The sequence below is a fragment of the Sodalis sp. RH21 genome (assembly GCF_047324175.1).
In the GTDB taxonomy this organism is placed as follows: Bacteria; Pseudomonadota; Gammaproteobacteria; order Enterobacterales; family Enterobacteriaceae; genus Acerihabitans.
The window spans coordinates 820981-837150 of record NZ_CP178732.1 but is presented as its reverse complement, the minus strand read 5'-3'; the positions used below and the strand labels follow the sequence as shown (position 1 = coordinate 837150).

Genomic DNA, 16170 nt, shown 5'->3' with positions numbered 1-16170 from the left:
AGAGCGCTTTTGCCCTCCCTCAGGGAACAGGCGGTATTACCGCCGTAACGTGTAGGTGAGCAATTATGTTAACAAATGAAGAATATCAACCCATTAATTGCGATGATTACGATAATCTTGAGCTCGCCTGTCAGCGCCATTGGGTACTCACATTGACGCTTAAGAATGGAGACACCGTCACCGGCGTGGCGCGCGATATGATCTCAAGGAAGCATGTGGAGTATCTGGTTATCGACGAGTCAGGCAACGGACACGAATTGCGGCTGGACCATATTGCCAGTTTCGCCCATCCTGAACTTGGTACCGTCGTCGTTAGCGAATAGTGATACGTGAATAGCCGTCAGCCAATGCGAAGACGAATGGCGGCAAGCTCATAATCACCGCAACCTTTCGTTTTTCTGGCGGGCAGTAACGTCACTGCCCGTCATCACCGGCCTGCGGCATCTTCTGCGGCCCCCTCCCGTTGCGGCACCCATAAGATAGACCAGGCCGCCTCCCCTTCCCTGACCTGCCCCTCCCGCGCGACAAAAAGCCCTGGCGCCATAATCAACCGCTCATCGTAGTAAAGCAACGGCGTGCGCTCCCGTTGCCACGGCGCAATACCCAGTTCCTGCCATATTTTTTTCATCGCCCGTCCGCGCTGGCGCCCGACGATATGCTGCACCCCGCCGGCGCTAAACCGCACGCTAACCCGCTCGGCGGTCGTGGGCGCGCGCACCTCCTGGCCGCCGTGGGCCACGCACAGCGCCCCCAGGCCGTCGGGCAATGCCAGCGGTTTTCCGCAATCAGGCCATGGAATCACCACTCCTTTTAACGACGGCAATCGCCGCGGCAGGATAAACAGCCGCTGCTGGAACCGTCTTATCTGCCGGTCGCCCAATTGCATTTGCGGGTCGGCGTCCCGCCGGCTCAGCGCCGCTTCCTGCCAGATTCGCTCAAGCCCATCCCTGGACGGCATCAGCACCCCCGCCGCGGCCAGCCAGCGGCGTAACAGCGCGCCGCGCCGCGCCGCGCCCATTTCCATCATCGGCGGCAGGTTCAAGGAGTTATCCGGCATGATTAGCTGCGCCAGGCTTTCGCCGAGCAATTCATCCAATAGCGCTTCCTGCTCGGCGCACAGCTGCGCGCTGCGCGCCGCCGCCTGGCTAAAATGAGGCCAGCGCCGGTTAAGCACGGGCAGAATGCGCAAACGCAGAAAGTTGCGATCGAACCGATCGTCCTGATTGCTCTCATCCTCGATCCAGCGCAACCCCCGGCTTTGCGCATACGCCGACAATTGACCGCGGCTCAGCGCCAGCATGGGACGCAGCAATTCGTATCGGCCAAAGGGCGACGAAACGGCCATGGCGGATAACCCCGCCGGACCGCTGCCCCGCTTTAACGCCAGCAACAGGGTTTCGCTTTGATCGTCGAGATGCTGGGCGGTAAGCAAGGTCTCCTCCGGCAGCAGAGCCTGCTGCAGGGCCTGATAACGCGCCGCGCGCGCCGCGGCTTCGATACCGCCGCCTGCGGGGTCCGGCCGTACCTTTACCCCGAGGTAGTCCACCCGGCGCATCCGGCATTGCGAGCGGCAATGGGCGTCCCATTCGTCGGCGTGGACGCTCAGGCCGTGATGAATATAAATCGCGCGCAACGTCAGATCCGGGATTTGGCGGCTGCGCAGGCTAACCAGGGCATCAAGCAGCACCGTTGAATCCAGCCCGCCGCTAAAGGCCACCAGCACCCTTCTACGCCGCGCCAGACGTAATGCCACCTCATGGCAAACCCTATCGGCGATAGCGCCGCCATGGACGACTGGGGGGGCCATATCCGGTTCCCGCGGCGGTGAACGGTCCGGGTCCCGGGAATGCGCGCCATCGTTATGCTTCATACAGTTCCAGCGGCAGGCCGTCGGGATCGGCAAAAAAGGTAAAGCGTTTACCGGTGATGGGGTCGAGACGGATCGCCTCGCAGGCCACGCCGTCGTTTGCCAATGCGCTGATGGCCAAAGCGACATCGTCAACGCAAAAGGCCAGATGACGCAATCCGCAAGCCTCCGGACGGCTGACGCGGGCCGGGGCGTCGGGAAAAGTAAATAACTCAATAACATAAGCGCCATTCAAGGCCAAATCCCCTTTCCAGGAATCGCGCTCGGCGCGAAACACTTCCCCCAGCAGGGTAAACCCCAGCACGCCGCAGTAAAATTGCTTACTCCGCTGGTAATCCGTGGCGATAATCGCAATATGATGAATCTGTTTTAGCTTAAGCATCGATATTTCCCTTCTTAATTCATCCTTGCACGGTACTCATTACCGGCCCTGCGCGTCAACCGGAATTGAGCCGGCATGGACGCCCATTACTGAATCCACCCCCCGGCGCCGGAAAGATGCATAAAACGCTCATGGCCCGCGTATTGTCTGGAATTTAAAAAAACGATGTTTTAGCATCGGCTTAATTTATATCCGGCGCAATTCATTGGGGTCGCAAGGAATAACACTCCGGGAGGAAACTGACCAGATGGCAATTAAACTAAGCTCGCTATTTCACCCGTTGACTTTGTTGGCTCCCCATACGGCAGCGCCGGCCGCGGTCTATCATCAGTCGGCAATTGTCGGCGGGGTACTGGCGCAATTACGCTTGCCCCGCAACGCTGCGCCCGTGAAAATCCGGGCTCATCACCATTCGGCCCCGTCTTCCCGCAATCACATATTGGCATTGCGAAAAATGGATTTGACCGTCGGCATCAAGGCATTGGGGAATATAGGACGATTGCGTGAGGCCAGAAGATTTCAGTCCCTGCTGGATAATGAACCGGCCTGCAATGATGATGCCGCCCCAACCACAGACCACGATATCATGGCCATGCTGGCGCTAAAAAAAGAGATAACGGACACGTTGGGATATTGCCTGCAAGAACAATACGGCTGCGATAGAAAGGCGGCCAAACGCGAAGCAAAAAATACCCTAGCCAGTTACAGCAAAGCCATTTTGAATAATGCCGAATGGAAAACCGTTCAGGCATCCTTTACGCATGCCGGCAAGAATTTCACCAGCGAGTTAGTGCCCGCCGGCCAGTTAAAATTAAGCGATAACGATATCTTCGCCACCAGCTACCGCGATCGGGGAATCAGCAGCAAGTCCAGCACGGAAACCCGGCATGCGGTCAACCTCTGGATGTCACGCTATACCGTCGCGGACGGCGGCCTGCGGCGCACCTTGTTTGCGGGCATTCGCCATGGGGTGCTTAGCCCCTACGATCTGGAGGCCAACAGCCAGGAACGTACCCAGGGGGCGTTAAACCGGGCTAAAGAAGTGCTGAGCGCGGCATTACTCTTGCACCCTGAAAAAATGGCGCAGGGGCTGGCCGGTCATACCGTGGCGCTGCATTTGACCTCCGCCAGTTTGCTCACGCCGGTTAATCTGGGCGTCCATACCGAAAAATCCCAGTTGGACGATCAAATGTCGGCCTGGAACACGCTCAATGCCGGCCCGGTGGTGCTTGACATCCGCAACCACCAGGGGAAGCTGGTGCCGGTAACGGTGCGCGCCGATATCGCCGCCTTTAATTTCGGGGTAAATGAACTTGCCCTGGGTTTGTTAAAGCTGGGACATCAGCAGGCGGATAAATTTAATCTGCCGGCGTTGATCAAATTGCTGGGCCCGGATCTCTCCCCCGCCGCGCCGCCGGGGGGATGGGTGGGGAAATATCTGGCCGCCCGTCCGGCAAACGCCGCCCGCGTGGAAGCCCTGGCTACGCAGCTGAAGGCCATATGGACGAACAAATCCCATCACGCCGACGGCGGTGAACCCTACAAAGCCGCCATGCGCGTGGCGCTGTTATCCCATGAGATCGGCATCGTCCCCTGCTGGAATTGCAAGAGCGGCAAAGATCGCACCGGGATGATGGATGCTGAAATCAAACGCGAGGCGGCGGCGCATTTCTTACAGGGGCGGACCGGCGATATCGGCCTCCTGGATAAACAGGGGCAGGCGCTGATGCAGGCGGTAATGCTCAATAGCGGCAATTTAGCTATTCAGCAATACAATACCGGCGTCCCGGGTAATAAAAGTTTGAAGAATAATAAACTCGCGCAAACGCTGATCGGCGGGCTGACATTGCATGACCGCATCGGCGATAAGGCCGTGGCAACGGCGGCGAAAGGGCTGTCGGACTACGTATAGGTGACCCATGGAGAGATTTTTGCAAGTGTTATACGACCGGTTCGCGATTATGCCCGATGAAGATAATGTCGTGCGCATGGATACCAACACCCTGGTATTTTTAGGGGAAGCGGGCGATAAAATCACCCTGCTCTGCCCCTGTTTTCCGGTGCCTACCGACCAAATGGACCTGCTGGAACTGCTGTCCCTTAATTGCCGCAGCGAAATAAACTACTGCGCGGCGGAGGGGATTATCCTGGCTAAGCTCACGTTATGTCCGGAAGAGAGCTTTGAAGATATGGTGCATAAATTCAATTTTTACCTTTATGAGATCGCCGCCGCCCGCGAGGCGTTTGGTCATGTCCGGCCGGAGTAACATGCGGCTTCCCGGCCGGAGTCGACGGCGCGCGGCGGACGATTAATTACCGGCGGCGGTATCGGTTTTCAAGACCCGCACCAGGTAGCGTCCGTCCTCGGTCAGCTGGGCGCCGTGGATGTCGGTTTCAAATCCAGGATAATGAATGCCGATGGTGCAAAGCATGATCAGGAAATCCAGCACCGATCGGCTCTGCTCGGTAATCATCTCGCCCGGCATCACCACCGGCACGCCGGGGGGATAAGGCAATAGCATATTGGCGGAGATGCGGCCGATCATCTCCGGCAGTTCCACCGTTTCCACATTACCGCGCACCTGCTGCTGGAATGCGGCATGGGGGGTCATTTTCATTTCCGGCAGCACGTCGAAGGCGCTAAGCATCAGATGCGGCAAGCGGTGTTGCCGAATCAGGCGATGAATACCCTGGGCCAGATCCTGGATACGCATATTGCGGTAAAAGTCGGGGTCTGCCGCATACAAATCCGGCAGCATATTCCGGACGCGCAAATTCAGGTCATAGGAACGTTTGAATTCGGTCAGCCCGCGCAGCAGGCTCATGGCCTTGGTCTTGTCGATACCGATGCTAAACAGGAACAGCAGGTTGTAGGGGCCGGTCTTTTCCACCACCACGCCCCGTTCATCGAGGAACTTGGCCACCAGCGCCGCCGGGATGCCTTCGTCCGCCATGGTGCCGAACTCATCCATGCCCGGCGTAAGGATGGTGACTTTGATCGGGTCGAGATACATATGATCGGCATCGGCATTGTTAAACCCATGCCACGGCGCCCCCGGCTCAATGGGCCAGCAGACCGCCTCTTCGATAATTTCAGGCTGCCAGATATCAAAAAACCAGCCTTCGGATTCCTGGCGCAGGCGCTGCACCTCTTTACGAAAATGCAGCGCCCGTTCGATGGAGCGCAAAATCAGCCGGCGGCCGGGTTTGCCACGCACCATCGCCGCCGCGGTTTCGATTGACGCCACGATGCCGTAATTCGGCGAGGTGGTGGTGTGCATCATATAGGCTTCATTAAAGGTGCGTTCGTCATAATCGCCTTTAATATGGATCAACGAAGCCTGGGAAAATGCCGCCAGCAGCTTATGGGTGGACTGGGTTTCAAAGATGACCTTCCCCGGAATGCGCTCGCCGCTCATGCCGCTTTTACCCCGGTAAATCGGATGGAAATTGGTATAAGGCACCCAGGCGGAGTCAAAGTGAATGGAAGGCACATCCAGCGTTTCTTTGATGTATTGCGTGTTGTACAGCAAGCCGTCATAGGTGGAGTTGGTGATAACCGCATGCACCGGCCAGGTGGCGCGCGGGGTTTGCGCCACCTTTAACGCGATGCTTTCGCGGGTGAACTCACGCTTGGGTATGCCGCCCAAAATGCCGTAGGCATTGCGTATCGGGCACAGATAAATGGGCACGATATCGCTCATCATCAATAAATGGGTCAGCGATTTGTGGCAGTTGCGATCGATAAGCACCGTGCTGCCGGACGGAGCGGCATACATCCCCACCATTTTATTGGCGGTGGACGTGCCGTTGGTCACCATATAACTTTGCTCCGCGCCGAAGATGCGGGCGATAAACTCTTCCGCCTCCAGGTGCGGACCGGAATGATCGAGCAGCGATCCCAGTTCGGTCACCGAGATCGAGACGTCCGCCTTCAGGGTATTGGCGCCGAAAAAATCGTAAAACAGGCTGCCCACCGGGCTTTTCTGGTAGGCGGTGCCGGCCATGTGGCCCGGAGTGCAAAAAGTGTATTTGCCTTCTTTCACATAATTGAATAACGCTTTGGTAAAGGGCGGGATAATATTATCGATGTATTCGTCGGTATATTGCCGGATACGAATACTGATATCCTCGGCCACGCCCAGGCCATACTCGAAAAAGTACAGCACCATGCGCATTTCATTCAGGCTGACATCCAGCGATGAGTGGGTATTGATAAACGCGTACAGCGGCAGGTATTCGTTCAGTTCGTTGATATCGATACACAGATCCATACTGTATTGATCCCAATCGAAAATCACGCCGCAAATGCGGGGGTTTTGTTCAATCAGTTTGAGCAAATCGCCGCTGCTGGTGGGATAGACTAATTGAAAGCCTTGCGCTTTCAGCGCCTCATCCAGCTCCCGGATCGGTTCATTTTTGTAAAAAACCCGTTCAGGAGTCAAAATTGCAATAATGTTCATTCAGCCGGTCCTTTTATCCTTGGGCTGTTCCGCCTGGAAAACCGTGACAGTAAAATCCGTAACAATTAAGCATAGATGACATTGCGCAATTGCATGTGCCCCATAGCGGGCAAACTCATCGGGCCGGGGCGGGCCCATAAAAAAACACCCCGCCGACGCAACGCCGGCGGGGTGTGGTTAAGACTGGAAGAGAACCGCGGGATCAGCAGTAGCCGTAATTCATCAGCCGCTGATAGCGGCGGTTGAGCAGCTCTTCTTCACTGAATTTATCCAGATCGCCGAGATCCGACAGCAATTGCGCTTTTAACGACGCCGCCACCGCCGTGACATCGCGATGGGCTCCCCCCAAAGGTTCGGGGATAATGCTGTCGATCAGCTCCAGCTCTTTTAAGCGCGGTGCGATGATGCCCATGGCTTCCGCGGCAATCGGCGCTTTATCGGCGCTTTTCCACAGGATGGACGCACAGCCTTCGGGGGAAATAACCGAATAGGTGCTGTATTGCATCATATTGACCTTATCGCCCACGCCAATGGCCAGGGCGCCGCCCGAACCGCCTTCACCGATAACGGTGCATATCACCGGGATACGCAGGCCGGGCATTTCGCGCAGGTTATGGGCGATGGCTTCCGACTGGCCGCGCTCTTCGGCGCCCACGCCGGGATAGGCTCCCGGCGTATCGATAAAGGTCAGCAGCGGCAGGTTGAACCGGTCGGCCATTTCCATCAGGCGCAGGGCTTTGCGGTAGCCTTCCGGCGCCGGCATACCGAAGTTACGGCGAATCTTTTCCTTGGTTTCCCGGCCTTTCTGATGGCCGATAATCATCACCGGCCGGCCGTCCAGCCGCGCCGTGCCGCCGACAATCGCCTTATCGTCGGCATAGGCGCGATCGCCGGCCTGTTCATCAAAGTCGGTGAAAATATGCTGGATATAATCCAGCGTATAGGGCCGGCGGGGATGACGGGCCAACTGGGCAATCTGCCAGGCGCCTAAATCGGAGAAAATCTTACGGGTCAGCTCTACGCTTTTTTCGCGCAGCCGCTGCACCTCTTCATCCAGATTAATATCTAATTTTTCGTCTTGACGGCTGACTGCGGTCAGCGAGTCAATTTTCGCTTCCAGCTCTGCAATCGGCTGTTCAAAATCAAGAAAATTCAGACTCATAGTATTCCTATATTAGTCAAATTCCAGTTCCACCTGTTCGTTGCCTACCAAAGTACGCAAATCATTAAGCAACCGGTCGGTAGGCGTAACACGCCACGTCGCGCCGAATCGCAACCTGGCGCGAGCATCTTCGCGTTGGTAATAAAGATGCACTGGAATCGTCCCGGATCGATGCGGTTCCAACGATTGGCGGAGACGGTTTAAAAGCTGGTCATCAATTTGCCTGTCCGTCAGCGAGATAGCAAGACCGCGGGCATATTTTTCACGTGCTTCGCTGATATCCATCAGTTCACGGGCGGTCATTTTAAGGCCCCCGTTGAAGTCATCAAAGCTGACCTGTCCCAAAGCGATCAGGATACGGTCTTTTTCCAGCAAATGCTGGTATTTTTCCAACGCGTCCGTGAACAACATCACGTCCAGGCGTCCGGAACGATCGTCGAGGGTCAAAACCCCGATGCGATTACCCCGTTTGGTCACCATGATGCGGGCGGAAAGCACCAAACCGACGGCGGTAATCATCTTGCCGCGATCGGTGGGGTGCATATCCTTTAAACGGACGCCGCCGGCATAGCGTTCAATTTCGCGCAAATAGCGGGTAATGGGGTGGCCGGTGAGATACAGCCCGAGGGTTTCGCGCTCGCCGTCCAGCACCACGTGCTCCGGCCAGGGCGGCACGGTGCTGTAGGATGCTTCCACCGCCTCCGGCGCGTCGGCCAGCACGCCGAACATATCCCCCTGGCCGATGGCTTCCGCCTTGGCGTGCTGATCCGCCGCCTTTAGCGCATCGCTCAGGGAGTTCATCAGCGCCGCGCGATGCGGCCCGAGCCGATCGAACGCGCCGGACATGATCAGTTTTTCCAGCATGCGGCGGTTAAGCTTTTTAATATCGGTGCGGGCGCAGAGATCGAACAGTTCTTTAAAATGGCCGTCCTGGTTGCGGGCGTCGATAATCGCCTCGATGGGTCCCTCGCCCACGCCTTTGATGGCGCCGATACCGTAGACGATTTCCCCTTCGTCATTAACATGAAAATGATACTGCCCGCTGTTGATATCCGGCGGCAACACTTTCAGGCCCATGCGCCAGCATTCATCCACCAGGCCGACCACTTTCTCGGTATTATCCATATCGGCGGTCATCACCGCCGCCATGAACTCCGCCGGGTAATGCGCCTTGAGCCACAGCGTCTGGTAGGACACCAGGGCATAAGCGGCGGAGTGGGACTTGTTGAATCCGTAACCGGCGAATTTCTCCACCAGGTCAAAGATTTTCATCGACAGCTCGCCGTCGATGCCATTGTTTTCCGCCCCTTCCTTGAAAATGGATCGCTGCTTGACCATCTCTTCGAGTTTCTTTTTACCCATGGCGCGGCGCAGCATATCCGCGCCCCCCAGCGTATAACCCGCCAGTACCTGGGCGATCTGCATCACCTGTTCCTGATACAGGATAATGCCGTAGGTCGGTTCCAGCACCGGGCGCAGGGACTCATGCTGCCATTCGATATCCGGGAATGAGATAGCCTCGCGCCCGTGCTTACGGTCGATAAAGTTATCCACCATGCCCGATTGCAGCGGGCCGGGACGAAACAGCGCCACCAGGGCGATCATATCTTCGAAGCAGTCGGGCTGCAGGCGCTTGATCAAGTCCTTCATGCCGCGGGATTCCAGCTGGAACACCGCGGTGGTTTCCGAGCGCTGGAGCATATCGAAGCTTTTTTTATCTTCCAGCGGGATGGCGGCGATGTCCACCGGCGGCAGGCCCTGCTTGCCGCGGCGGGCGTTGATCATCTCCAGCGCCCAGTTAATGATGGTCAGGGTGCGCAGGCCCAGGAAGTCAAACTTCACCAGCCCGGTATACTCCACATCGTTTTTATCGAACTGGGTTACCGGGTGGTTGCCTTCGGCGTCGCAATACAGCGGCGCGAAGTCGGTGATTTTGGTGGGTGCGATAACCACGCCGCCGGCATGTTTGCCCGCGTTGCGGGTGACGCCTTCGAGCTTGCGCGCCATATCGATCAGCGCCTTGACCTCTTCATCGGCATCGTAGATGGCCTGCAGCTGCGGTTCGGCGATAAAGGCTTTTTCCAGGGTCATGCCCGGGTCGGGGGGCACCAGCTTGGAGATGCGGTCGACAAACCCGTACGGATGCCCCAGCACCCGGCCGACGTCGCGGATAACCGCTTTGGCCGCCATGGTGCCGAAGGTGATGATCTGCGAAACCGCTTCGCGGCCATAGGTCTCGGCCACGTGATCGATGACCAGATCGCGTTTTTCCATGCAGAAATCCACGTCGAAGTCGGGCATCGAGACGCGTTCCGGATTAAGGAAACGTTCAAACAGCAGATCGAATACCAGCGGGTCGAGGTCGGTGATTTTCAGGGCGTAGGCCACCAGCGAACCCGCACCCGACCCGCGTCCCGGGCCTACCGGCACCCCATTGTCTTTCGACCACTGGATAAACTCCATCACGATCAGGAAGTAGCCCGGAAACCCCATCTGGTTAATCACCTTCAGCTCGATTTCCAGGCGTTCATCATAGGGCGGCCGCTTGGCGATGCGTTCCTGTTCGTCCGGGAACAGGAACGCCAGCCGCTCTTCCAGCCCCTCATGGGAACGGGCCACCAGAAAGTCCTCGGTGGACATATCGCCGGTGGGGAACTGCGGCAGGAAGTATTCGCCCAGGCGGATGGTGACATTGCAGCGCTTGGCGATTTCAACGCTGTTTTGCAGCGCTTCCGGCAGGTCGGCAAACAGTTCGCACATTTGCTCTTCGCTGCGCATAAACTGCTGCGGGCTGTAATTGCGCGGGCGTTTGGGATCGTCGAGGGTGAAGCCGTCATGGATCGCGACGCGGATCTCATGGGCGTCAAAATCCTCTTCGCTGATAAAACGGACGTCGTTGGTGGCCACTACCGGCAAACCGCGCGCCATGGCGATGGCCACGGCGGCATGGAGATAATTTTCCTCGTCCGGCCGGCCGGTTCGCGTCAATTCCAGATAGTAGCGGTCGGGGAAGTAGCGCTCGTAAAATTCCAGGCACTGCTCCACCTGCGGCATATTGCCGCGGATCAGGAATTTGCCGACATCGCCCTTGCGGCCGCCGGAAAGCAGCAGCAGCCCTTCATTATGATTAATCAGCCAGTCGCGATCGATAACCGGGCCGGCGGCGCCGTAGCCGCGCTGATAGGCTTCGGATATCAGCAACGTCAGATGCTGGTAGCCCACATTATCGGCCGCCAGGATGGTCAGCTCCGCCAGCTCCTCGCCCAACGTCTCGCTTTGCACCAGAACATCCGCGCCGACAATGGGTTTAATCCCGGCGCCATGCGCGCTGCCGTAGAATTTCACCAGCCCGCACAGGTTCATAAAATCGGTAATCGCCAGCGCCGGCAGGCTAAGCGCCGCGTTTTTTTTCACCAATGGGCCGATTTTGGCCAGCCCATCGATCATGGAGTAGTCGCTGTGGACACGCAGATGAATAAATCGTGGTTCGGCCATTATCCTGATACCAAAAGTTGATTATCGTGGCAGGGACCAGAAAACCAAGGGCTGACTGGGCCAATCATAATAAACCCAACACCCGCTTTACCGGTGCGAAGCTTCGGCGATGATGCACGGTGGCGCCCAGGAGCGCCAGCTTTTCGAGATGAAATGCCGTGGGGTAGCCTTTATGCTGCGCAAACCCGTAGTCCGGATATTCGAGATGCAATGCGTCCATTTCACGATCCCTGGAGACCTTGGCCACAATGGACGCGGCGCTAATCTCCGCCACCAGGCTGTCCCCTTTGACCACCGCCAGCGAGGGCATGGCCAGCAGCGGGCAGCGATTGCCGTCAATCAGCACGAAGTCCGGGGTAATATTCAGGCCCAGCACCGCGCGCTGCATCGCCAGCAGGGTAGCGTGAAAAATATTCAGCCGGTCGATCTCTGCCGCTTCGGCGCGGCCCAGGCTCCAGGCCAGGGCTTTATCGGTAATCTCGTCATAGAGCGACTCGCGGCGTTTGGCACTGAGTTTTTTGGAATCAGCCAGCCCGCTGATGGGCCGGGCCGGGTCCAGAATCACCGCGGCGGTCACCACCGCCCCCACCAAGGGGCCGCGGCCGACCTCATCAACGCCGGCGATGCAGGTCGCCACGGGATAAATAAATAAGTTCGTCATGATTAAACCACTAGATCCGCTGGGCGATCAATTTCAATACGGCCTGGGCGGCCTGCTCATCGGCATTACAGCGGATTTGTAGATGCAGGTCGCGAAAAGTTTCTTTCAGCGCCGCGCTGCGGGCGTCGTTGTTTAACAGCGGCGCCAGTGCTGACGCCAGTTTATCCGGCACGCAGTCCTGTTGCAGCAGTTCTTTCACCAGTTCGCGGCCGGCCAGCAAATTGGGCAGCGAGACATAGGGCGTCTTCACCAGGCGCCGCGCCAGCCAAAAAGTAAAGGGTTTCATGCGATAGCCCACCACCATCGGACATTTGGCCAGCATGCATTCCAGGGCCGCGGTGCCGGAGGCCAGCAGCGCCGCGTCGCTGGCGATCATCGCCTCGCGCGCCTGGCCGTCGAGCAGGTGTAGTTTAAGATCGGGCGCCGCCTGCGCCCGGATTTTTTCAAACTGTTCCCGCCGGCGGGCATTCACCAGCGGCACCACGATTTCAAGGCCGGGAAACCGCTGGCTCAATAGCCCGGCGGTATTGAGGAAATCCGCGCTGAGCATCTCGACTTCCGCACCGCGGCTACCCGGCAGCAGGGCCAGGCAGCGGGCGTCGCCATCGATGCCGAGGTGCTGCCGCGCGGCGGCTTTATCCGGGTCCAGCGGCATAGTGTCGGCCAGGGTATGGCCGATAAACTGGCAGGGAACATTAAAGCGGTCGTAAAAAGCTTTTTCAAACGGCAGGAACGCCAGCACGTTGTCGGTCGCCCGGCCGATTTTATAGACCCGCTTCTGGCGCCAGGCCCATACCGACGGACTGACGTAGTGGATAGTGCGGATACCGCGCTGCTTGAGCCGGCCTTCAAGGGTGATATTGAAATCGGGCGCGTCAATGCCGACAAATACGTCGGGATGCAGCTCGCCGAAGCGGCGCGTCAGGTCGCGGCGGATTTTCAGCAGCCGCGGCAGGCGCCCGACCACCTCAACGATGCCCATAACCGCCAGTTCTTCCATCTCATACCAGGCTTCGCAGCCCTCGGCCAGCATGCGCGGACCGGCAACCCCGACAAACCGCGCTTGCGGCAGGTGATGCCTGAGGGCGCGGATCAGGCCGGCGCCCAGGATATCCCCTGATGTCTCGCCGGCCACCAGACCGATAACCACGGAAGACGCCGGCATGATCAGCGGATAATACCCCGTTGCGAACGGGCCAAGAAATCAGTGAAGGTTTTCACCACGGCGTGCTGCTCCGCCATGGCCGCCAGTTCGGGTTTAACCTCATCGAGGGTCTTCCCGCTGCGATAGATGAGCTTATAGGCGGCACGGATGGCATGCAGGGCTTCTTTGTCGAATCCCCGGCGCTTGAGACCTTCGATATTGATGCCGAAAGGCGTGGCGTGGTTGCCCTGGGCAATAACATAGGGCGGCACGTCCTGGGCTACGCCCGAGCAGCCGCCGACCATGACATGGGCGCCGATGGAGCAGAACTGATGCACCGCGGTCAGGCCGCCGATAATGGCATAATCGTCGACCGTCACATGGCCGCCGAGGGTAGCGTTATTAGCGAAAATACAGCGATCGCCGACGACGCAGTCATGGGCGATGTGCGTATTGATCATCAATAAATTGTCATTGCCAATCCTGGTCACTTCCCCGCCTTGGGCGGTGCCGCGGTGAATCGTCACGCTTTCCCGGATACGGTTGCGATGGCCGATTTCCACGCGAGTGGGCTCACCGGCATATTTCAGATCCTGGTTCACTTCGCCGATGGAGGCGAACTGATAAATCTGGTTTTCTTCACCGATTCGGGTAATGCCGTTGATCACGATATGCGATTTCAACACCGTACCGGCGCCGATTTCGACCTGCGGGCCGATAAAACAAAACGGACCGACGTGCACACCGGCATGAAGAATAGCGCCCTCTTCAACAATGGCACTGGGATGGATAAAGGCGGATTGATCAATCACGTTTTCAGGACTCCCGACGACGGGCGCACATCATTGACGCTTCACAGGCGATCTCGCCGTCGACTTTGGCAACACCCTGGAAGCGGGCAACTCCGCGCCGCTCTTTGATAAATTCGACTTCAAGGATCATTTGATCGCCCGGCTGTACCGGGCGTTTGAAGCGCGCATGATCCACGGCTGCGAAATAGTATAACTCACCTGGCTCCAGTTTACCGACGCTCTTAAAGGCCAGAATACCCGTTGCCTGAGCCATCGCTTCCAGAATCAACACACCGGGGAATATGGGCTTTCCGGGGAAATGCCCCTGGAAAAACGGCTCATTAAAAGAGACATTCTTCACCGCGCGTAAAAATTTCCCTTTCTCAAAATCCAGAACCCGATCAACCAGCAGAAAAGGGAAACGGTGCGGCAATAATTCCAATATCTCTTCTATCTGCAGAGTATGAGTGTCAGTAGTCAAAATACTCTTCCTGTCTGAAAAAAACGATGGCATTAACAACACGGCCTGCAAAAATCCTGTAGAGGGATAATTTAGCAGGCCGCAAATAAAAAATGTCTGTGTCGGGCCAACCGGCCCGAACGTGCATAATTATCACAGAATGGCGCAGGCGATTAGTTTTTTGCTGTTTTTCGCTCGATAGCTTTCAATCGCTTGCTAATCTCGCTGATATTCAGGACTAATGCTGCGGTCTTACGCCAAACTTTATTAGGCTGCAAAGGAATACCGGACGAGTATACGCCAGGTTCGGTGATAGGTCGCATCACCATTCCCATGCCGGTAATCGTCACTTTGTCACAAATTTCCATATGGCCGTTGATCACGCTGGCGCCGCCGATCATGCAATAACGGCCGATTTTCAGGCTGCCGGCCATGATGACGCCGCCCGCGACCGCGGTATTGTCGCCAATTACCACGTTGTGCGCAATCTGGCATTGGTTATCTATGATTACGCCATTACCGATAACGGTGTCGTCCAATGCGCCACGATCGATGGTGGTGCAGGCGCCGATTTCGACCCGATCGCCGATTTCAACCGTGCCGAGCTGGGGAATCTTGACCCAGTTGCCCCGGTCGTTGGCATAACCAAACCCGTCGGCGCCGATGACGGTGCCCGATTGTATCAGGCACATGGCGCCGATACGCACTTCATGATAGACGGTGACGTTGGCCCATAACTGGGTACCCGCCCCGATTTTAGTATTTTTGCCGATAAAACAGCCGGGGCCGATAACGACGTTATCGCCTAACACCACGCCGGATTCAATCACGGCGTTCGCCCCGACGGCCACCTGCTTGCCCAGCTGCGCCTCGGGAGAGATCACCGCGCTGGACGCGATATGTTCGGCGGCCGCGGGAGTGGTGTCCATTATCTGCGCCATTTTGGCATAGGTCAGGTAGGGATTTTTGACCACCAGCGCGGCGCATTGGCAGTACGGCAGGTCGGCTTCGGTAACAACGACCGCAACGGCCTGGCAGGAAGAAAGTTTTTCACGAAAACGGCTGTCGGCCAGAAACGTTATGTGGCCCGCTTTGGCGGAACCCATGGAAGCAATGCCGGTGATGACGAGATCGCCATCACCATGCAATTGTGCATCCAACTGCTGCGCTAAATCAGCCAGTCGAATTGATGACATGACTTATTTAACCTGTTTTAACACGTCGGCAGTAATGTCATTTGAAGAACCGGCATACGCCACGGCGTTGGCATCAATAACGATGTCGTAGCCTTGTTTGGTGGCGACGGCTTTCACCGCATCCTGAATACGGCTCAGGATTTTATTGCGTTCTTCGCCCTGACGGCGACGGTTGTCCTGTTCAAAAGCCTGGGCTTTGCCGGAAAAGTCTTCACGCTGTGCCATGACTTCTTTTTCCAGACGGCTGCGATCGGCGGCTTTCATGGTAGAGCCGTCACGTTGCAGACGCTGCATTTTGGTTTGCAAATCGCGCTCTTGCGATTGCAGATCCGTTGCGCGGCCTTTGAACTCATTTTCCAGTTGTTTAGCGACAACAGCGCGCTGAGGAGACTGCTGAAAAATATTAGCAATATTTACAACAGCAATTTTATCAGCAGCTTGCACGCTGGCTGAGGCAGCCAATGCTAATCCGAGGCCCGCGGCATACAACCACTTTTTCACTATAAACTCCTTAAACACTACATTTATGTTTGAAAACATTTCAACGCG

The 16170-nt window shown here is 57.1% G+C and carries 14 protein-coding genes; 3 read left to right on the top strand and 11 right to left on the bottom strand.

From position 1 onward, the window contains the following. The first annotated feature begins 65 nt into the window (after positions 1-65). Positions 66-323 carry a Rho-binding antiterminator gene (gene rof / locus ACL2XP_RS03870; RefSeq protein WP_413737251.1) on the top strand — a complete coding sequence of 86 codons (258 nt, stop codon included), beginning with the start codon at positions 66-68 and terminating at the stop codon, positions 321-323. A gap of 104 nt (positions 324-427) precedes the next feature. Here the strand turns inward: rof and tilS are convergent, their stop codons facing one another. Together tilS and ACL2XP_RS03860 are read right to left on the bottom strand one after the other, a co-directional pair. Further along, complete coding sequence (gene tilS, locus ACL2XP_RS03865; RefSeq protein WP_413737250.1) at positions 428-1807, bottom strand: tRNA lysidine(34) synthetase TilS; 1380 nt, start codon at positions 1805-1807, stop codon at positions 428-430. A gap of 52 nt (positions 1808-1859) precedes the next feature. After that, positions 1860-2249, bottom strand: a complete 390-nt coding sequence (locus ACL2XP_RS03860; RefSeq protein WP_413737249.1) for a VOC family protein — start codon at positions 2247-2249, stop codon at positions 1860-1862. A 247-nt stretch (positions 2250-2496) separates the two neighbouring features. On the opposite strand from ACL2XP_RS03860, the gene ACL2XP_RS03855 reads away from it, so the two are divergent. Together ACL2XP_RS03855 and ACL2XP_RS03850 are read left to right on the top strand one after the other, a co-directional pair. Next, positions 2497-4161: an inositol phosphate phosphatase SopB gene (locus ACL2XP_RS03855; protein WP_413737248.1), complete on the top strand. Its 1665-nt coding sequence runs from the start codon at positions 2497-2499 to the stop codon at positions 4159-4161. Positions 4162-4168: 7 nt separating this feature from the next. Then, a complete protein-coding gene (locus tag ACL2XP_RS03850) occupies positions 4169-4516 on the top strand; it encodes a hypothetical protein (protein WP_413737247.1) in 348 nt (115 codons plus the stop codon). Between the two features lie 42 nt (positions 4517-4558). Here the strand turns inward: ACL2XP_RS03850 and ACL2XP_RS03845 are convergent, their stop codons facing one another. The 9 genes from ACL2XP_RS03845 to skp all read right to left on the bottom strand — a co-directional run bounded on the left by ACL2XP_RS03845 (position 4559) and on the right by skp (position 16122). Then, positions 4559-6712: a lysine decarboxylase LdcC gene (locus ACL2XP_RS03845; RefSeq protein ID WP_413737246.1), complete on the bottom strand. Its 2154-nt coding sequence runs from the start codon at positions 6710-6712 to the stop codon at positions 4559-4561. A 202-nt stretch (positions 6713-6914) separates the two neighbouring features. Beyond that, positions 6915-7874 (bottom strand): acetyl-CoA carboxylase carboxyl transferase subunit alpha, encoded by a 960-nt coding sequence (accA, locus tag ACL2XP_RS03840; protein ID WP_413737245.1) that lies wholly within the window; start codon positions 7872-7874, stop codon positions 6915-6917. A gap of 12 nt (positions 7875-7886) precedes the next feature. Then, entirely contained in the window at positions 7887-11369 is a 3483-nt protein-coding gene (gene dnaE / locus ACL2XP_RS03835) for a DNA polymerase III subunit alpha (RefSeq protein WP_413737244.1), read from the bottom strand. 64 nt (positions 11370-11433) lie between these two features. Then, positions 11434-12030, bottom strand: a complete 597-nt coding sequence (gene rnhB / locus ACL2XP_RS03830) for a ribonuclease HII (RefSeq protein ID WP_413737243.1) — start codon at positions 12028-12030, stop codon at positions 11434-11436. Positions 12031-12040: 10 nt separating this feature from the next. Then, on the bottom strand, positions 12041-13195 hold the full coding sequence (gene lpxB, locus ACL2XP_RS03825) for a lipid-A-disaccharide synthase (RefSeq protein ID WP_413737242.1): 1155 nt from the start codon (positions 13193-13195) through the stop codon (positions 12041-12043). 2 nt (positions 13196-13197) lie between these two features. After that, the gene (gene lpxA, locus ACL2XP_RS03820; protein WP_413737241.1) at positions 13198-13986 is read right to left on the bottom strand and encodes an acyl-ACP--UDP-N-acetylglucosamine O-acyltransferase; all 789 of its coding nucleotides are present in this window, start codon (positions 13984-13986) and stop codon (positions 13198-13200) included. Positions 13987-13990: 4 nt separating this feature from the next. After that, on the bottom strand, positions 13991-14479 hold the full coding sequence (fabZ, locus tag ACL2XP_RS03815) for a 3-hydroxyacyl-ACP dehydratase FabZ (protein ID WP_413737240.1): 489 nt from the start codon (positions 14477-14479) through the stop codon (positions 13991-13993). Positions 14480-14598: 119 nt separating this feature from the next. Continuing rightward, positions 14599-15621 carry a UDP-3-O-(3-hydroxymyristoyl)glucosamine N-acyltransferase gene (lpxD, locus tag ACL2XP_RS03810; RefSeq protein WP_413737239.1) on the bottom strand — a complete coding sequence of 341 codons (1023 nt, stop codon included), beginning with the start codon at positions 15619-15621 and terminating at the stop codon, positions 14599-14601. Positions 15622-15624: 3 nt separating this feature from the next. After that, positions 15625-16122 carry a molecular chaperone Skp gene (gene skp, locus ACL2XP_RS03805; RefSeq protein ID WP_413737238.1) on the bottom strand — a complete coding sequence of 166 codons (498 nt, stop codon included), beginning with the start codon at positions 16120-16122 and terminating at the stop codon, positions 15625-15627. Positions 16123-16170 lie beyond the last annotated feature (48 nt).

Coding starts and splice junctions, on each gene's coding strand:
- rof (WP_413737251.1), top strand. CDS start 66: ATGTTAACAAATGAAGAATATCAACCCATTAATTGCGATGATTACGAT.
- tilS (WP_413737250.1), bottom strand. CDS start 1,807: ATGGCCCCCCCAGTCGTCCATGGCGGCGCTATCGCCGATAGGGTTTGC.
- ACL2XP_RS03860 (WP_413737249.1), bottom strand. CDS start 2,249: ATGCTTAAGCTAAAACAGATTCATCATATTGCGATTATCGCCACGGAT.
- ACL2XP_RS03855 (WP_413737248.1), top strand. CDS start 2,497: ATGGCAATTAAACTAAGCTCGCTATTTCACCCGTTGACTTTGTTGGCT.
- ACL2XP_RS03850 (WP_413737247.1), top strand. CDS start 4,169: ATGGAGAGATTTTTGCAAGTGTTATACGACCGGTTCGCGATTATGCCC.
- ACL2XP_RS03845 (WP_413737246.1), bottom strand. CDS start 6,712: ATGAACATTATTGCAATTTTGACTCCTGAACGGGTTTTTTACAAAAAT.
- accA (WP_413737245.1), bottom strand. CDS start 7,874: ATGAGTCTGAATTTTCTTGATTTTGAACAGCCGATTGCAGAGCTGGAA.
- dnaE (WP_413737244.1), bottom strand. CDS start 11,369: ATGGCCGAACCACGATTTATTCATCTGCGTGTCCACAGCGACTACTCC.
- rnhB (WP_413737243.1), bottom strand. CDS start 12,030: ATGACGAACTTATTTATTTATCCCGTGGCGACCTGCATCGCCGGCGTT.
- lpxB (WP_413737242.1), bottom strand. CDS start 13,195: ATGCCGGCGTCTTCCGTGGTTATCGGTCTGGTGGCCGGCGAGACATCA.
- fabZ (WP_413737240.1), bottom strand. CDS start 14,479: ATGCCATCGTTTTTTTCAGACAGGAAGAGTATTTTGACTACTGACACT.
- lpxD (WP_413737239.1), bottom strand. CDS start 15,621: ATGTCATCAATTCGACTGGCTGATTTAGCGCAGCAGTTGGATGCACAA.